The sequence below is a fragment of the Nocardia sp. NPDC006982 genome (assembly GCF_042869435.1).
Lineage (GTDB): Bacteria > Actinomycetota > Actinomycetes > Mycobacteriales > Mycobacteriaceae > Nocardia.
This window is the reverse complement of record NZ_JBIAFV010000001.1, coordinates 1,532,136-1,548,328: the sequence shown is the minus strand read 5'-3', so window position 1 is coordinate 1,548,328 and position 16,193 is coordinate 1,532,136. Positions and strand designations below refer to the sequence as shown.

Genomic DNA, 16,193 nt, shown 5'->3' with positions numbered 1-16,193 from the left:
CTCACAGCTGTGAGGGGCGGTCATCGGGGCGGTCATCGCAGCAACGGAGCCAGCCGGGTGCATACGACGCGGACATGCTCGGCGACCATGTCTTCGGGCATGCCCCCGACCGAACCCCAGAGGAAGACGGTGGAAACCGGTGCGTCACCTGTCATCGTGCGAATACGTCCGGCGATGTCCTCCGGCGTGCCGAACCAAAAGTAGGTCAAGGGACCTCGGGGTTCGCGGGCGGCCAATTTCACCGGATCCACCGGCCGGGGCGGTGGGGCATCGGTGCCCTGCACCATGTGCTGGCGATAGGAGTCGGTCTGGTAGCCGATATAGGGCGCGACGAGCGGCCAATCTCGCTCCGGGTCCTCGGTGACCCAGGCCTGGATTCCGCCTGCCATGCGTGCGATCGCGGGATCGTGCCCACCGGCCACCAGTCCCTCGCGATATGCGGGCCAGCTCTCGTGATTCGGTGTCAGAAGTGGCGTTCCCAGTAAACCGGCACGGCGCGCGCCCTGGGGGCCGTGATATCCCAGCCACACCGGGAGCGGGTCCTGTACCGGTCGGGGAGTGACCCCGCCGTCGTACCACAGTTGTCGCAGCCGTCTCACCATGTCGTCGGTTGTGGCGTAGCGCTTGCTGTCCGGCATTCCGTACAGCTGGTACTCCGGCTTGCGGTACCCCGCACCGATACCGAGATCGACTCGCCCGTCGGAGATCAGGTCGACGAGCGCGGCCTGCTCGGCGACTTCGACGGGGGAGTGCAGCGGTGCGATCAGGATCGCGGTGCCGAGGCGCGCCTTTCTGGTTCGTGCGGCCGCGGCAGCAGCGAAGGTCAACGGCTGGGTGAGGTAGCCGTCGTCGAAGAGGTGATGTTCGGAGAACCACAGCGAGCCCGCGCCGAGCCGATCCGCTTCCTCGCACATCTCGAGGGTGAAGCCGTGCAGTCGTGCGGCGCTGGTCGCGAGGTGCTGCGGCTTTCGCAGATCGAAGTACAGGCCCACCTCGATCGGCGAGTTCGTCGCACCTGCCTTCATTTGTGCTGTCACGCTGGTCCTTTCACGACAGGCCGGCCGGTGGGAGCTGCGTGGTGCGCCGACCAGAACGCCGCCCACGCCGGATCATGGCCCGGCAGCGCGGGTGGTGGTCCGACCTGCCAGCTGTCGAACCCGGCCTGCTGCGGGCGTTCGAGCAGATCGGCTGCGTACCAATGTCGTTCGATGCGCTGCTCGAACAACCATTGCCCGCCGTCGCGTCGATAGCGGTCGTCGTATCGGATCGCCATCACCACCCAGCGGTCGTCCACCTCGTGCTCGGCCCGGCAGTAGACCTGCCCGGTGGCGGTGACCGGACCGCCGTCGTCGTGCTCGGGTCCCAGTTCGATGCGATGCCCGCAGATCAGATGGATCGACCGATAGAACCAGCGCAACTGCGGTTCGATGATCCCACGCAGCGCTTCCCGGCCCGATCCGTGCCGACCGAGCCGGACGTCCGGAACGAACAGCGACACCCAGGTATCGACGTCGCGCTGATCCACCGCCATGGCGTAGCGGACCGGCAACTGTCCGATCTCGAATCGCGCCTCTGCCAGCTCGAGCCGCCGTTCCAGACTCGATCGGTCCATCATTCGCCTCCGGTCAGCATGAGCGTGTTCACCCTCACGTCAGCCCACCACCGGCTGATGCATGACAGCGCTGATGCCCGAGTCGACGACAAGGGCGGCACCGGTGATGGCCGCCGCCTCGGCCGACGCGAGGAATGCGACCGCGTTGGCGATATCGGCGGGCTCGGCCATACGGCGCAGCGGTAACTGCTCCATATATCTCTGCAGGCGTTCGGCGCCGAGGTAGGACTCGAAACTCGGGGTGCGGACCGCGCCCGGAATCACCGCGTTGACCCGGATGCCGAATTCACCGGCCTCCACGGCGGCCTCTTGTGTCAACTGCAGGACACCGGCTTTGGCCACTCCGTAATAGGGAACAACGCCGGGAACTTTGCGCAGGCCGGCCGCCGAAGCGGTGTTCACCACGACCCCGCGCCGTTGCGGGGTCATCGCTCGTATCGCTGCTCGCACCCCGCGGAAGGTGGCGCCGAGATTTCCGTCGAGACCGTGCCGCCAGGCCTCGTCGTCGGTATCGACGATGGACTTGTTCCCGCCGAACCCGACGTTGTTGTGCACGATATCTATTCGGCCGTGCCGGTCGAGAACCGCGTCGAACATTTCGTCGATAAATCCCGATACGGTGACATCGCCGGCGACAATATGCGGATTTCCGCCGACGGTGCGGATCAACTCCGCGGTCTCGGCGGCCTTCTCCGGCGAAACGTCGTTCACCACGACGGCGGCCTGTTCTCTGGCGAAGAGCACGGCGGATGCGCGACCGATCCCCGAGCCCGCACCGGTGACCAGCGCTACCTGATCGCGAAATCGTTCGCCCACCGTCGCTCTCGCTTTCGATATCTCGATCCAGGATGTATCGGTAACCAGCTGGATGCCTTCCACTTCGAAAGTAACCGACGGATTCGGAAAACCCACGGTTCCGCTACAGGAACAGCGTTCGCGTGCGGTTTCCCGGTCCGGCGCCGTGGTCACCGATACCGGAAGAAGCGAAGTGACCTCAGCCGATCGACAGGGTGGCAGCGATATCGCTGATGCCGGGTCCGGAGTCGTTCACCAGTCTCGGCACTCCCTGTGTGAGACATTGAGAGATCGCGGGGCCGGCAGTCTTTCTCGCCTCCGCGCGGTGTCCGGCCGCCCAGAGGCAGCAGGCGTACAACAGCTGTGCCTGGATCAATGCCTTCGGCCGTGGCTGCTTTCCTATTTCACGCGTCAGCATTTCGGCTTTGTTCGACGCTTCGGACGCCGCGACGGGTGATTGTTCGGCGAGCAGGAGTCGAATAGCGGAATCCTGATCCAATTCTGCTGTTATGGCGTGTGTTCTGGTGACCTGTACGTGGTAGGGAGGAAGAGTTGTCAGGCGTCCGCGGACGTCATCGGGAATCGGAAGGTTCGCTCGTATGCGTTCATTGACGATTCGTGCGACCAACCGGGGTAACGAGCGTTCCTCGGCGATCTGCACCCCGATGGTGAGCAACCGTTCCGCTTCGGCGAGGTCGCCGAGCACGGCGGCCAGCCTGGCGCCGGTACCGTAGGTGGCGAGCAGGAAGTCGGTCATGCCGCCCTGCCGGTGCAATGTGGTACTCGCCCGCAGCAGTTGCTCTGCCTCGATGAGGTGGCCTTGCTGATACCGCAGATCGCCCAACAGTGCGCCGGACATCAGCGAAATGCGGGTTCCGAGATCCGCACCCCTCGGCACCGGCGGCGTGACCGCGAAATGCTGCTCGGCGCGGGCGATGTCGAACTGCTCCAAGGCGGCGAGACCGGCGACGCAGTGACTGTGCTGGACCACGACGGCGCCCGTTTCGGAGCCGTATCGGAGGGCCGATCGATGCCAGTGCTCGACCGCCGGAAAGTCGAATCGGTTCAGTGCGGCGGCGGCGTGCAGGTCGGCCGCGGCGACGGACATCGTCGGCGTCGCGAGGTCGTCGATATGTGCGGTGACAAGCTCCGGCACACCGTCGATGCGGTCGAGGTCATACTGTTCCAGGCTGATCAGCAGCGCTGATTCGGCGCGCAGTACTGTTGCGGTTCGCTCATCGGTATCGCCCACCTCGATGGCGGCGAGAGCTCGGTCGATCGCGGCATGCAATTGCGCGGGCCGCTCGAGCCCGAGACCTGCCCAGGCGACGCACAACTGTAGCCGGGGCCGTGATTCCGTCAGCGAGATAGGCAGTTTGGCCATCAGGCCCAGGAAGGTGGCCGTCCGGAAGGTCTGAATAAGGTTGACGGCCTGCGCGTCGACCAATTCCACTGCCCTCTGGGCATCGTCGGCGATCAGGGCGTGGTCGACGGCCTCGGTGAGCATGTCGTGTTCGGCGAACCAGGCCGACGCGCGGGAATGCAACTGCCGGACACGATCCGGACCTCGATATTCGAGCTTGCGTGCCAGAGAATCGGCGAACAGACGGTGATACCGGAACCATTGATTGCTGTCGTCCATTCGCTGCAGGAACAGGTTGCGATCGGCCACCAGCTCGAGCAGTTCCTGGCTGTCGGATCGACCCGATAGTGCGGCAGCCAAATCGGCACATGTCGTTCCGGTGATCGACGTCGACATGAGGAATTGGAGCAGCGGCGGCTCCAGCGAGCCGAGAACATTTTCGGTGAGATACTCGCCGATGACATGATGGCGGCCGGTGAGGTTGTCGATGAACTCGGCGGGGTCATCGCGGCCGGCCAGCGACAGCTGCGCCAACTGCAGGCCCGCCGGCCAGCCTTCGGTCGACTCCCGAATCTTGTCCACGTCCTCGGCTGCCAGCCGCAGCTTGTTCATCCCGACCAAGAACGCGGTGGCCTCGGTGGAATCGAAACGCAATGCGCCGGCGTCGATTTCGACCACCTCGTCCTGCACGAGCAGCTTGGTCAGCGCCAGCCCGCCGCGCTCACGAGTCACCACCACGACCCGCAGATGATGACAGCCGTGTTCGAGGAGATAGTTCATCGCGGACAGGGTGTTTTCGCCGCGCACCTGGTGCCAGTCGTCGACCACGAGCACCATTGCCTGGTCGCTGTCGTGAATCTCGTCGATCAGCGCCGAGAGCACAGCTCGGGTGGCGTCGGTGGACCGTTCCTCCAGGAGCGAGCCCAGCTCACCGGCCAGTTCCGGCCGGACTCGGCGGATCGCCTGGACCAGGTGGGCGAGAAACCATACGACATTGTCGTCGTCGTGGTCGGTTGTCAGCCACGCTACCGGGACACCGCCGGATTGCAGGTCGGCAGCCCACTGCGCGGCCAGTGTGGTCTTGCCGAAACCGGCCGGTCCCTGGATCAGGACGACCCGTCGTCTGCCGCCGGTGTTCAATATCTTCGTCAGGCGAGGGCGACCGATCGCCGTGCGCGCGGCGGTTGGTGGCCGGAATTTCGTTGCCGCGGAGGGCGGTGGCGGTGCGGTGATCGAGCCTGCCGAGTAAGAAGCAAGACTCGGTGACAGAGAACCGCTGCTTCCCGGGGCGCTTTCGTCCGGTGACAGAACCATTATGGCGTCGACCGGCTGCCCGGTACTGCGCTGCACGTCCCGAAGTCGCTCACCGAAGCGGATGGCAGATGCGGGGCGGTCCGCGGGCTCGCGGGCCATCGCGGTCTCGACTACCGCCCGGACGGCGTCCGGAATTTCGTATTCGCGGAGGTCGGGCAATTCGCCGCGCGCGATACGCGCCAGCTGTACCTCGAGAGGTTCGTCGGTACGGCGGCCGAACGGTGGACGCCCGGTCAGTAGGCAGAACATCGTTGCGCCCAAACTGTAGATGTCGGCTGCACCGGTCGCAGTCGCACCCAGCAGTACTTCGGGCGCCGTAAAAGCGGGCGTACCGTGCACTACCGGCTCCGATGTCGCCGTGATCTCGCCGAGGTGGACAATGCCGAAATCCGACAACTGAGGTTCGCCGTAGTCGGTCAGCAGGATGTTGCCCGGTTTGACGTCGCGGTGCACCATCCCGGCGGCATGGGCGGCGGCCAGCGCGCCGCTGATTTTCACGCCGATCGATAACATCTGTGACCAGCGCAGTGGGCCTTTCTGTCGGATGCGCTCGTCCAGTGACCCTCGGCGGAAGTACGGCATCACGATGTAGGGGCGGCCGGTCGGCGTGATATCGACCTGGAGCGCGGGCACGATGTGCGGATGCATGGACAATCGGCCCAGGGCACGCTGTTCGCGCACGAACATCTCACGTTCATCGCCGCGCACTTCGGACCGGAGCAGTTTGACCGCGACGTCCCGATCCAGCGCATACTCCCGGCAACGGTAGACGATGCCCGAACCGCCGCGGCCGATCTCCACGGGGTCGCCGAAACCTGCCGCGAGTAGCTCACTCGCGATCCCGCTGGACATATCCCGTTGTGTCGTGGCCTCGTCCACATCGGACCTCGGCTGCCTTGTCAGGACGACTGTAGTCCGTCGGAGCGCGGCCGGTGCCGGTGAGGGCCTCGCCGACCGCCTCACACACGATAGCGCTGATGTTTCCCGAGGGATAGCCAGACCGTGCCTGGAGGCGATCATGCTGAGGCCGTGGTCGCCGAATCGGTGAGTCCACCGGGCCTCGGGATGATATCTCAGACTTTGGTGGCACCCATGTCGAGAGTCAGCTGGGTTCCCGTGACCGCGCGCGACAGGTCCGAGGCGAGCCAGACCACACCATCGGAGATGTCATCGGATTCGGCGATCGGCAACCCCGGCAGCAGCGAGGCGAACGACGCGAGGAAGTTGGGGTGTTCGGACAGTACGGTCGCCACTGCCGGGTCCTCGCCCATCGGCGTGGTGACCCCCACGGGGTGGTGGCCAGATCTTCCTCGGTCGCGGCGGGGTAGCTGTTGGCTGACGCCACGGCGGTGCACGCATCCATCGCGATGATCGAAGCGCCTTCGCGGGCGAGCCGGACCGCGTGGTTGCGACCCTGGCCCCGGGCCGCGCCGGTGATGAATGCGACTTTGCCGGACAGCAGCAGGGCTTCTCCCTGGTGAGTGTGGCGACGTCAACTCGGTGTCCCGCAATGCTTTTGCGCGTGACGCTTCGATCCTCGTGGGGCTCACCGCTGCATGAAAGGCTCCGCGGCGGGAACGTCGTTCCCGCCAGTAGGCGGCTTGCCGAGCGGATGCTTCGCGGTTGCCGCTGGTAGACCGCGTTTTTATGAAGCCGATACCAGATGATTAGGGCAAATAATTAAAGAATTCTGTTGATTCACCTCATTTTTCGCCACGGTTCGGCTAGGTTGATGCGCGTGTTCAAGGCTTTACGCACCCTCCGGGCGCGAGTGCTCGCGATCGCGCTCGTCCCGAGCATCGTGCTACTCATCATCGGTGGCGGAGGCGCCGTCTACCTCGTGGTGCAAGGCCAGCAATTGCGGAACTGGGGCAAGGAGCAGGCTTCGGCCGCCAAGCCGGGCCTCGAGTTCGGTATAGCAGTCGCCCAGGAGCGGCGGTTGACGCTGATGCGTCTGGCCGGCCATCCCGAAATGGTAGGCGGGCTGCAAGACGTGCGGCCGAAGGTGGACCGGTCGCTGCAGCAGATCGCCTCCGCGGCACGCACTTTCAACGATATGGATCCCGGTTCTGTCTCCGGTACCGAGGATGCCCTGGCCGGGCTGGCGAGCGAACTACCCGCAGTGCGTGCCAAGGTCGAGGCGAATGCCATTTCGGTGATGGACGCCTATGCGTTCTTCAATCGCCTCACCGGAGTGGTTCGAGAGACCATGGTGTCCTTCGCACACAGTGCGCCCGACAGCGAACTCGCCCTCGCGCTCGGTACCGTCACGGACCTGTTCACCGCCGCCGATGCGATGGCCCGGGGACACGACCTTGCGGTCGCGGCCGAAGCGGCGGGTGCGTTGTCGCCTGCGGAGTTCGATGAGTTCGCCGGTCAAGTCGGCTTCTATCACGCTCAACTGCAGCATCTGACGACGAGTATGACGCCTGAGGTGCGCGCGCAGTGGCAGGCGCTCAGCGCGTCACCGGAGTTCAGAAGACTGAGTGATATCGAGAACGTCCTGATTCGGAGAGGCGTGACCCCGCCCGCGAATAGTGCCTACAATCCAGGCAGTTCAGCGCCGACATCCCAGAACCGGGAAAATGCCTCGCGCACGGGCGGTTCGAGTGGGGTGAGCGACGGAGACCCGGATGCGCCGCCCGTATCGACAGCCGATTGGAATGCCGCAATCACGAAGGTCTCCAATGACATGCTGCGGATGTGGACCGGTGAGGGTGAATACGTCTCTACGCTGAGTCGCCGGATGGGAGAAGACAATTCACGGAACTCGCTGCTTGCGGGCGCCGCTGTTCTGATCGTCACGCTGGCGGCCTTCGCCACCACTCTGCAGTTGTCGCGGCGCATGATTCGCCGTCTGCACCGGTTGCGCACAGAAACCACCCGGATGACGGACGACCAACTCCCCGGCATCATGGCGGCCCTGGATCGCGGCGAGCAGGTGAACATCGAGAACGAGATGACCAAACTCGATTTCGGCACTGACGAGATCGGGCAAGTCGCCGATGCGTTCAACCGCGCGCAACTTGCGGCCGTCAACGCGGCCGCGACCGAGGCACGAACGCGCGAGGGCGTGAACTCCGTGTTCGTGAACATCGCCCACCGCAGCCAGGTCGTTCTTCATCGGCACCTGAAACTCCTGGACGAGGCCGAATACAAGCAAGAGGACCCTGAGGTCCTCGACCTGCTCTTCCGGCTGCACCACCTGGCGAATCGTGAGCGCCGCAACGCCGAGAATCTGATCATTCTCGGTGGCCAACAGCCGCGACGACAGTGGCGCAAGCCGGTCCGCCTCGATGAGCTTGTGCGCGGCGCCATTGCGGAGACCGAGGACTACGCCCGTGTGCATGTGGGGCGATTGCCGGACGTCAGCGTGTCCGGTGGCGCAGTGGCCGATCTCCTGCACCTGCTGGCTGAATTGATCGATAATGCGACGTCGTTCTCTCCGCCCGAGTCGCAGGTGGGCGTATCGGGCAATGCGGTCGGCAAGGGTATCGTTGTCGAAGTCGTCGACCAAGGGCTCGGCATGCCGGTCGAGCGAATGGACTCGTTCAACGAGACGCTGTCCAACCCACCGGATTTCGCGTTCGCGGCGCTCTCGCAGGAGAATCGGCTGGGACTGTTCGTCGTAGCGCGGCTGTCGGCCCGGATCGATGTGTCGGTCCGGTTGGCGGAATCGGAATACGGTGGTGTCAAGGCGATCGTCTTGGTTCCGCTGTCGCTGCTGGCCGAAGAAGAGGTTGCCCAGCCGTCCCCGGCGACCGAGGCGCTCACCTACGCGAGAGCGAATACAGAGGGGCGCTCCGGGCCGGCGAATACGGCATCGCCGGCTGTGGCCGCCGACGCTGCCGCGTGGGAACCGCGGGGGCAGACCACAGATCAGCGTGAGCCGTCCCGGAGGCGGCCGGCGTTGCCACGGCGGCTGCGCCAGGCCAGCCTGTCGCCGGAGTTGGCGAACCGTACCGCCCCTCCGGACGAATCTTCGGAACCCCCGGCCCAGCGCTCCGCAGAGCAGGCGCGAGACCTCTTCTCCGCGATAGAGAGCGGTACTCGTCAAGGCCGAGCGGCACCGCCGTCGGGGCCACATCAGTTCACGACAACGCATGTGGAATGGGAACAGCAGTGACGACTTCCTCCAATATCACCAAGAACCTCGACTGGTTGATCGATGACTTCATCAATCGGATGCCGGGAATCGACTGTGCTGTCGTGCTTTCCACCGACGGAATGTTGATCAGCAAATCCAGTGCCATGTCACGGGAACGGGCCGAACACTTCTGCGCCATGGCGTCGGCACTGCAGGGACTCGCCCGGAGCGCGGCCGGCTATTTCGAGGTCGGCGGAGTCCGTCAGTCGGTCATCGAACTCGACCGAGCTGTGCTGTTCGTGACCTCGGCAGGCGACAACGCGTGTCTGGCGGTGCTGGCGGGCGAGGATATGAACATGGGCATGGTGGCGTACGAGATGAATCAGACCGTGGTGCGCGTGGGGTCGTTCCTGTCGACGACATCGCGTCCGAACGGTGCCCACGGGACGGGTCACAGATTGCCATGACCGATACCCGGGGGCCGTGGTTCGACGAGGATGCTGGTCCGCTCGTACCGGCCTATGCCGTCACGCGTGGGCGGACGAGGGGGAGCCCCTACGAGCTCGACATGATCACCTTGGTGGTCACCACCTCCCGCGGGCCCAGCAGCCACGCGCGGATGGACGCGGAGTATCGCGCGATACTTCAGTTCTGTATCGCACCGAAGTCGGTCGCAGAGATTTCCGCACAGATACGCCGCCCGCTCAGCGTCACCAAGATCCTTCTCGGTGACTTGATCGCGGACGGTTACATCGCTTTTCGGTCGCCCGGTCCGGCCAATACGGATGCGACCGATGTCAACCTACTTCGGACGGTTTTGGATGGAATTCGCGCACTCTGATCTCGGTGGATCGAAAGTTCTTCCGATGACTGCTGTGAAAATCTTGGTCGCAGGAGGTTTCGGAGTCGGCAAGACGACACTGGTCTCAGCGATCAGTGAGGTGGCTCCGCTGCGCACGGAGGAGGTGATGAGCCAGCTGAGCGTCGGTGTGGACGATGTGGACGGCGTCGAATCGAAGACCACCACCACGGTGGCGCTCGACTTCGGCAGAATCACGCTCAACGATGCCCTGGTCCTCTATCTGTTCGGGACTCCGGGACAAGACCGGTTCTGGTTTCTGTGGGACGAATTGTCTCGGGGATCACTCGGCGCCGTCGTCCTCGCGGACACTCGCCGCCTCAGTGGCTCGTTCGCGGCGTTGGACTATTTCGAAAGCCGCCGAGTGCCCTTCATTCTGGCAGTGAATTGTTTCGACGAAGCCGATGTGTATACAGCAGAGGAAATCACGGAGGCTTTGGACCTGGATGCCGGCGTGCCGGTCGTGTTGTGTGACGCGCGCGAGCGAGATTCGGTCAAGAACGTGCTGCTGTCGTTGATGGAATACGTTCTCTCCCTTGCCGACTCGGGCCGGGCCGAAGCTTTGCTCTGACCGGATTATCGGTGGCCGAGGGCACGCAGCACGAAGGCATGGACATGAGTGATCAGCTCGTCTTGGCCGGGCGGAAGTCCCTGCTTGACGCCGCTGGTCAGCAGCCCGCGAACGAGGTATCCGACGAGTAACGCATCGCCGGCGGGGTTTCCCGGCCGCAGTTCGCCGTTGCGCATACCGCGCCGGACTATTTCGGCCAGCTGCTTGTCGAATATGCCGTACAGCATCGTGACCTGCTCGGGAAGGAGGTCCAACATGTCCTGGTCCAGGAACAGGCGGGTGCGATGCACGCGAGCTTGGTCGTAGAGGGTGCCGATGTTGTACTGCAGCCATGTGCGCAGTTGCTCGGAGACCGGTGCCGCGGGGTCGATCCGGTCCCGAAGCCGGCGGTCGACGAGTCGGACCTCATCCTCGAGCAGGGCGAGCATCAGGTGGGCTTTGCTGGGGAACCGGCGATAGAAGTGACTCGCCGAGGTGCTGGATGCCGCGAGAACTTGGCGGACCTTCAGCGACCGGAACCGGGACCGCTCGAGTACACGCCGGGCCGCGGTGAGGATCCTCCGCGTTTCGGAGTCCCGCGCCGACGGTGTGTATTCGGTCGTCTCGAACTCGCGTATGTCGCAAGTGGTGGCGAACGGCTGCACCTTTGCACCTCACTCATGCCAATCAGATAGATAATTCTACTGCATGCGCGAAGGCTGGGCCAGTAGCCTCGTCGGCGGGTGTGCGAGCCGCCTGTCCTCGCCGGGCTCTACCCGTTCCCGGTTCTGCGGCGTAGCCGGAGCCGGAGAGGATGTATTGCGCCAGCGCCATGGGGATTTCGGTCTCCTCGGTATCCGGCGGGAAAAGAGCGTCGCCCGCGAGTGCGGTGCCGAGAACGAGGGCCACTGTCATGCGGACTGATGCCTGGATGTCGTTCGTGGCTTGTGTTCCGTTGGCGGCCATGTATCGGTGAACGCCGTCGATCAGAGCGTGCAGGCACGGTGCGAGCGGTGACTCTTCGGCCGTGGGCGCATGTTCGCTGGCGCCAGCCGCCAGCGATACGAGAATGTGGCGATTTGCCGAACACAGGTCGTACAGACCCTGGGCGAAGCGGACGGTGATATCGCGGGGGCTTTGCGGTGTGTCGCCCATGGTGTCGGCAAAATTGTTCATGAACTCGACAAGTGGTGCGGCGGCGGTCGAACGAAAAAGTTCCGGCTTGGAGTCGAAGTGGCGGAAGACCATGGATTCGGTCACTCCTGCCCGCAGTGCCACCGAGCGGATGGTCGTCCGCTCGAAACCGTTCTCGATGAACTCCGCCGAGGCGGCGTCGGCAATAAGCCTCCTGACCTCTGCGGATGATCGTCGTTTTCGGCCGGTACTGACTGTGCCCATGCTTCGATCGTCGCACAGCCGAGTTAGGGAGTCGAACTCCCTTGACAACGTGACCTCGATTACAGTTAGATGATTTATGAGATTCGCGTCACTCTTCCTGAATGCCTGACGATCCCTCGATCAGCGACCCATCGTTCGGTCCTGCATGCGCGGACGCGGCGATTTTCGTTGACGCGACTGCTCGATTCATCAAGTACAGATGTGAGGAGATCGGTAGATGCCCACGCTAGAAGGTCGGCTATTCATCGACGGAGAATTCCGCGAAGCGCGATCGGGACGCCGCTACGACGTGATCAACCCGGCGGACCAGTCGGTGATCGCGCAGGCGGCGGATGCCGGCGTCGAGGACGTCGACGATGCGATCACCGCGGCCCGGCACTTCGCGGATAGTTCCGACTGGGGAAATGATCACGAGTTCCGGCGAAAGTGCCTGGTGCAACTGCAGGAAGGGCTACGCGCGCGGTCCGACGAGATCAAGGCGCTGCTTACCGCCGAAGCAGGGATCTGCGTGCAGAACATGCCTACTCACGTCGACGTGATGGTCGAGGGCATGGACTTTTTCAACGACCTCATCACGTCGTTCGAGTGGGAAGAGGACCTTCCGGCCTTCGACATCCTCGGAAATCGCAGCCTACGCCGGATTCGCTACGAGCCCTATGGCGTCGTCGGAGCCATCACGCCGTGGAATGCCCCGTTCATGACCGCGATCTGGAAGGTGCACCACGGACTGGCCACCGGTAACGCGGTTGTCCTCAAGAGCGCACCGGATACGCCGTTGACAGCAGCGCTGCTCGCTCAGATCGTGAGCGAATCCACCGACATCCCGAAGGGTGCGTATCACGCGATCAGTTCCGCGGACAAGGCCATCGTCGGGGATGCCATGACCGCGGACCAGCGCATCGACCTCTACCACTTCACCGGATCGCCCGGCGTCGGCCAGCGGATCGCCGAGCGAGCAGCCAACGGCATCCGGCACACCGTGCTCGAACTGGGCGGCAAGTCGGCGAATGTGATTCTGCCGGACGCGAATCTGGACCTGGCGTGCGGCCTCGGCATGGTGATGTGCATGTCCAACAGCGGTCAGGGATGTGCGCTGGCGACACGAATGGTCGTGCACGCGGACGTCTACGACGAGGTGCTCGCCCGGCTGCAGCCGATGATCGCCAACCTGGCCTGGGGTGACCCCACGGATCCGGCGAACATGGTCGGGCCGATCATCCGCGAAGAACAACTCGAGCGGATCGAGGGATTGGTCGATCGAGCGGTTGCCGCCGGCGCACGGCTGCTGGCGGGTGGAAAGCGTGGCGACCGCCACGACCGTGGCTTCTGGTACGAGCCCACTTTGCTGGCCGACGTGGACCAGGATGCGGAGATCGCCCAGACGGAGGTGTTCGGTCCGGTGCTGTCGGTAATCCGCTACGAGGGCGGCGACGACGAGGCCGTGCGAGTCGCAAACAACTCTCGATACGGCCTGTCGGCCTACGTGCAGTCCTCCGACGAGGAACGAGCCTGGAAGGTCGCGCACAAGCTGCGGGCCGGAACGGTCAACATCAACAACTCCTTCTATCTCTCGCCGGACGCGCCCTTCGGCGGCTACGGCATCAGCGGTGACGGTGTGGAGCACGGTGTCGCCGGATTCCGGGAGTACCTGCGAATCAAGTCCATCGCGAGCCCCGAGTACTGATTCGCACCGATTCGAGGAGTTGTTCAATGCGCATGCAGGACAAAGTAGTAGCGATTACCGGATCGGGTTCCGGACTAGGCCGCGAGGGAGCCCTCCTGTTCGCGGCCGAGGGCGCGCGAGTGGTGGTCAGCGATGTGGTCCCGGGCCGTGCGAAGAAGGTTGCCGGTGAGATCGAGGCGCAGGGTGGCACCGCCACCGCGGTGGACGCCGATGTTCGCGTCGAGGCCGATATGAATCGGTTGGTGGAGGCCACGGTCTCGGCATACGGCCGGATCGATGTGATGTGGGCCAACGCGGGAATCCCGGAGCCCGGCTTCGGTATGCAACCGCTGGCGGAGTCGTCGTTGGAGGACTGGAACAACATCTTCGCGGTGAACAGCACGGGAATCTATCTGGCTTGGAAAGCCGCCGCCCAGTGGATGATCGCCAGCAAGTCCGGCGGGGCTTTGCTGGCAACGTCGTCGGCTGCGTCGTTGACCGCCTACCCCGGCTTTCCGATGTACACCGCTTCGAAGGCGGCGGTGAACGGTCTGGTGCGTGCGGCCGCGCTCGAGTTCGGCAAGTTCGGGATCCGTGCCAATGCCCTGTGTCCGACGCACGGTATGTCGGTGAACTTCGCTCTTCCTCTCGAGGCCGAAGTGCTGGGCAAGTCCTACGAAGAAATGTCGCCGTGGAACCCCGACGAGCGAGCCATGCCCCTGCGCCTGGAACGCCCGCCGGTGCTGCGGGACAACGCCAACCTCGCGTTGTTCCTGGCCTCGGACGAGTCGGGCTACATGTCCGGCCAGACCGTTGCCTCCGCCGACGGTGGACAGTTCGCACGGACGTCGATCATTTTCCCGACCGACCTCGGCAAGAGTGAGGACATCACCTCGGGCTCCATTCCCGACGACCTGCGCGAACAGATCGACCGCTGATTCCGACCCATACCTGATCGTTGCGCCGGCGCCGACCGTGAAGTCGGCGGCGCCGGCCCTTGCCCATGGAGGGCTCGATGCAACCTGCCAGTACAAGATTCGACCCTCGCGTGTCGGGACTGTCCCAGCGTGTGAAAGATCTCGCCGAACCGCAACACGTCTACTTCGAGAAGGCCCGGGACGTCCGCGCCGAACATCTCGACGGCGCGCTGCATCTCTACCGCCACGAAGACATCCTCGCTGTCAACAAGCACCAGGACGTACTCGGAAACGGCGGGCGCGGTGGGAGTTTCGGCCACGACGGGCGCCTGATACCGCTCGAGATCGACGGGCCTGACCACAAGAAGTGGCGGCGCCTACTCGACCCGCTCTTCGCTCCCAAACGTGTGCAGCACCTCCAAGACAGTATCCGCCGGTTGGCCGCCGAGCTGATCAGCGAGGCTCGGAAGGCCGGTGGCGCCGAACTGTATCGCGACTTCTGTACCCCGTTGCCGTGCCAGACGTTTCTCGGTCTCGTCGGTGCTCCGCTCGCCGACCTCGACTTCTTTCTGGAGTTCAAAGAGGGAGTCATTCACCCCAAGGGGGAGACGACCGAGGAGATCGATGCGAACATGGCCGCGGCGGGAGGCAAGCTGCTCGAGTACTTCAACGGATTCCTCGCCGAGAAGCGCCGCCGCATCGATGAGGACGACGATGTCATCGCCGAGTTGCTTCGTGCCGAGGTCGCCGGGGAGCCGCTCGCCGAGTTCGATCTGATCAACATCCTCTTCCTGCTCATGTTCGCCGGCCTGGATACAGTCACCGCGTCGCTGTCGTGTCTGATCACGTGGCTCGGCCGCCATCCCGAACGGCGGCAGGCGTTGGTCGATTCGCCCGATCTGCTGATGCCTGCTATCGAAGAGCTGATGCGATTCGAGTCGCCGGTCCCGTCCGGGATGCGATACGCGCAGCGCGATATCGATCTCGGCGACGGTCTCGTCATCCCTGAGGGAGAACAGATCAACGCGTTCTGGGCCGCGGCGAATGTGGATCCGACCTATCACGAAGATCCATTGCGCGTGGACTTCCATCGGGAGCGCACGGCGCACATGACGTTCGCCAGTGGCGTGCACCGCTGCCTCGGCTCGCATCTCGCCCGGCTGGAGTTGCGAATCGCCTTGCGGGAGATTCTGACTCGGATCCCGCAGTACGAGATCGACATCGACGCCCTGACCTACGACAACATCGCTGTCCGTGCCGTGACGAACCTTCCGGTGGTGCTGCGATGAGACTTCGGCTCGACAGTGACCAGTGTGTCGGGCATGCGTTGTGCCACGCCGCCGATCCCGACCTGTTCCCGATCGACGACGACGGCTACTCGAGTCTCGAGTCGGTCGAGGTCGCGGACTCCGATGCCGATCGGGCGCACCGAGGCGTCAGTGCGTGCCCGGAGCGGGCGATCCTGCTGGAGGAGTAAGACCTTCGCCGGCATTGCGTTCCGACGCGCTCCGACTTACGGTAATTAGCGTGACCGAAAGTGCGGTCGGCGAGTTCACGGCGACTTCGTGGATTCGTGACGAACACCTCCGTGCCGTCGAAGCCGGTTTCGTGTTCAGTGCGTCGGCGTCTGCTGTC

14 protein-coding genes and 1 pseudogene are annotated in these 16,193 nt (G+C 64.1%); 8 read left to right on the top strand and 7 right to left on the bottom strand.

The annotated features are described in order from the left end of the window. Positions 1-32 precede the first annotated feature (32 nt). The 5 genes and pseudogenes from ACFYOW_RS07000 to ACFYOW_RS06980 all read right to left on the bottom strand — a co-directional run bounded on the left by ACFYOW_RS07000 (position 33) and on the right by ACFYOW_RS06980 (position 6,546). Positions 33-1,037: an LLM class flavin-dependent oxidoreductase gene (locus tag ACFYOW_RS07000; RefSeq protein ID WP_387285260.1), complete on the bottom strand. Its 1,005-nt coding sequence runs from the start codon at positions 1,035-1,037 to the stop codon at positions 33-35. After that, complete coding sequence (locus tag ACFYOW_RS06995) at positions 1,034-1,615, bottom strand: nuclear transport factor 2 family protein (RefSeq protein ID WP_387285258.1); 582 nt, start codon at positions 1,613-1,615, stop codon at positions 1,034-1,036. The genes ACFYOW_RS07000 and ACFYOW_RS06995 overlap by 4 nt, the downstream gene beginning before the upstream one ends. 36 nt (positions 1,616-1,651) lie before the next feature. Continuing rightward, positions 1,652-2,428, bottom strand: a complete 777-nt coding sequence (locus ACFYOW_RS06990; protein ID WP_387285256.1) for an SDR family NAD(P)-dependent oxidoreductase — start codon at positions 2,426-2,428, stop codon at positions 1,652-1,654. 178 nt (positions 2,429-2,606) lie between these two features. Then, complete coding sequence (locus ACFYOW_RS06985; protein WP_387285254.1) at positions 2,607-5,936, bottom strand: protein kinase; 3,330 nt, start codon at positions 5,934-5,936, stop codon at positions 2,607-2,609. A gap of 221 nt (positions 5,937-6,157) precedes the next feature. Next, positions 6,158-6,546 (bottom strand): annotated as a pseudogene (locus ACFYOW_RS06980) (hypothetical protein). 276 nt (positions 6,547-6,822) lie between these two features. Here ACFYOW_RS06980 and ACFYOW_RS06975 point away from each other — a divergent pair. Genes ACFYOW_RS06975 through ACFYOW_RS06960 form a run of 4 tightly spaced genes read left to right on the top strand, consistent with a single transcriptional unit; the run spans position 6,823 to position 10,601 of the window. Continuing rightward, the gene (locus ACFYOW_RS06975) at positions 6,823-9,210 is read left to right on the top strand and encodes a nitrate- and nitrite sensing domain-containing protein (RefSeq protein ID WP_387285252.1); all 2,388 of its coding nucleotides are present in this window, start codon (positions 6,823-6,825) and stop codon (positions 9,208-9,210) included. After that, positions 9,207-9,638 (top strand): roadblock/LC7 domain-containing protein, encoded by a 432-nt coding sequence (locus ACFYOW_RS06970; protein WP_387285250.1) that lies wholly within the window; start codon positions 9,207-9,209, stop codon positions 9,636-9,638. The genes ACFYOW_RS06975 and ACFYOW_RS06970 overlap by 4 nt, the downstream gene beginning before the upstream one ends. Then, complete coding sequence (locus ACFYOW_RS06965; protein WP_387285248.1) at positions 9,635-10,012, top strand: DUF742 domain-containing protein; 378 nt, start codon at positions 9,635-9,637, stop codon at positions 10,010-10,012. The genes ACFYOW_RS06970 and ACFYOW_RS06965 overlap by 4 nt, the downstream gene beginning before the upstream one ends. Before the next feature lie 25 nt (positions 10,013-10,037). Further along, positions 10,038-10,601, top strand: a complete 564-nt coding sequence (locus tag ACFYOW_RS06960; RefSeq protein ID WP_387285246.1) for an ATP/GTP-binding protein — start codon at positions 10,038-10,040, stop codon at positions 10,599-10,601. 5 nt (positions 10,602-10,606) lie between these two features. Here ACFYOW_RS06960 and ACFYOW_RS06955 read toward each other — a convergent pair whose 3' ends face one another. Then, complete coding sequence (locus ACFYOW_RS06955) at positions 10,607-11,245, bottom strand: TetR/AcrR family transcriptional regulator (RefSeq protein WP_387285244.1); 639 nt, start codon at positions 11,243-11,245, stop codon at positions 10,607-10,609. 22 nt (positions 11,246-11,267) lie between these two features. After that, on the bottom strand, positions 11,268-11,978 hold the full coding sequence (locus ACFYOW_RS06950; RefSeq protein ID WP_387285242.1) for a TetR/AcrR family transcriptional regulator: 711 nt from the start codon (positions 11,976-11,978) through the stop codon (positions 11,268-11,270). 217 nt (positions 11,979-12,195) lie between these two features. Here ACFYOW_RS06950 and ACFYOW_RS06945 point away from each other — a divergent pair, with 217 nt between their 5' ends. The 4 genes from ACFYOW_RS06945 to ACFYOW_RS06930 all read left to right on the top strand — a co-directional run bounded on the left by ACFYOW_RS06945 (position 12,196) and on the right by ACFYOW_RS06930 (position 16,035). Continuing rightward, positions 12,196-13,662 carry an aldehyde dehydrogenase family protein gene (locus tag ACFYOW_RS06945; RefSeq protein ID WP_387285240.1) on the top strand — a complete coding sequence of 489 codons (1,467 nt, stop codon included), beginning with the start codon at positions 12,196-12,198 and terminating at the stop codon, positions 13,660-13,662. Between the two features lie 26 nt (positions 13,663-13,688). Then, on the top strand, positions 13,689-14,579 hold the full coding sequence (locus tag ACFYOW_RS06940) for an SDR family NAD(P)-dependent oxidoreductase (protein ID WP_387285238.1): 891 nt from the start codon (positions 13,689-13,691) through the stop codon (positions 14,577-14,579). A gap of 131 nt (positions 14,580-14,710) precedes the next feature. Next, positions 14,711-15,847, top strand: coding sequence for a cytochrome P450 (locus ACFYOW_RS06935; RefSeq protein WP_387285236.1), 1,137 nt, complete (start codon positions 14,711-14,713; stop codon positions 15,845-15,847). Continuing rightward, entirely contained in the window at positions 15,844-16,035 is a 192-nt protein-coding gene (locus tag ACFYOW_RS06930; RefSeq protein ID WP_387285233.1) for a ferredoxin, read from the top strand. Before ACFYOW_RS06935 ends, ACFYOW_RS06930 begins: the two co-directional genes overlap by 4 nt. Positions 16,036-16,193: the final 158 nt, after the last annotated feature.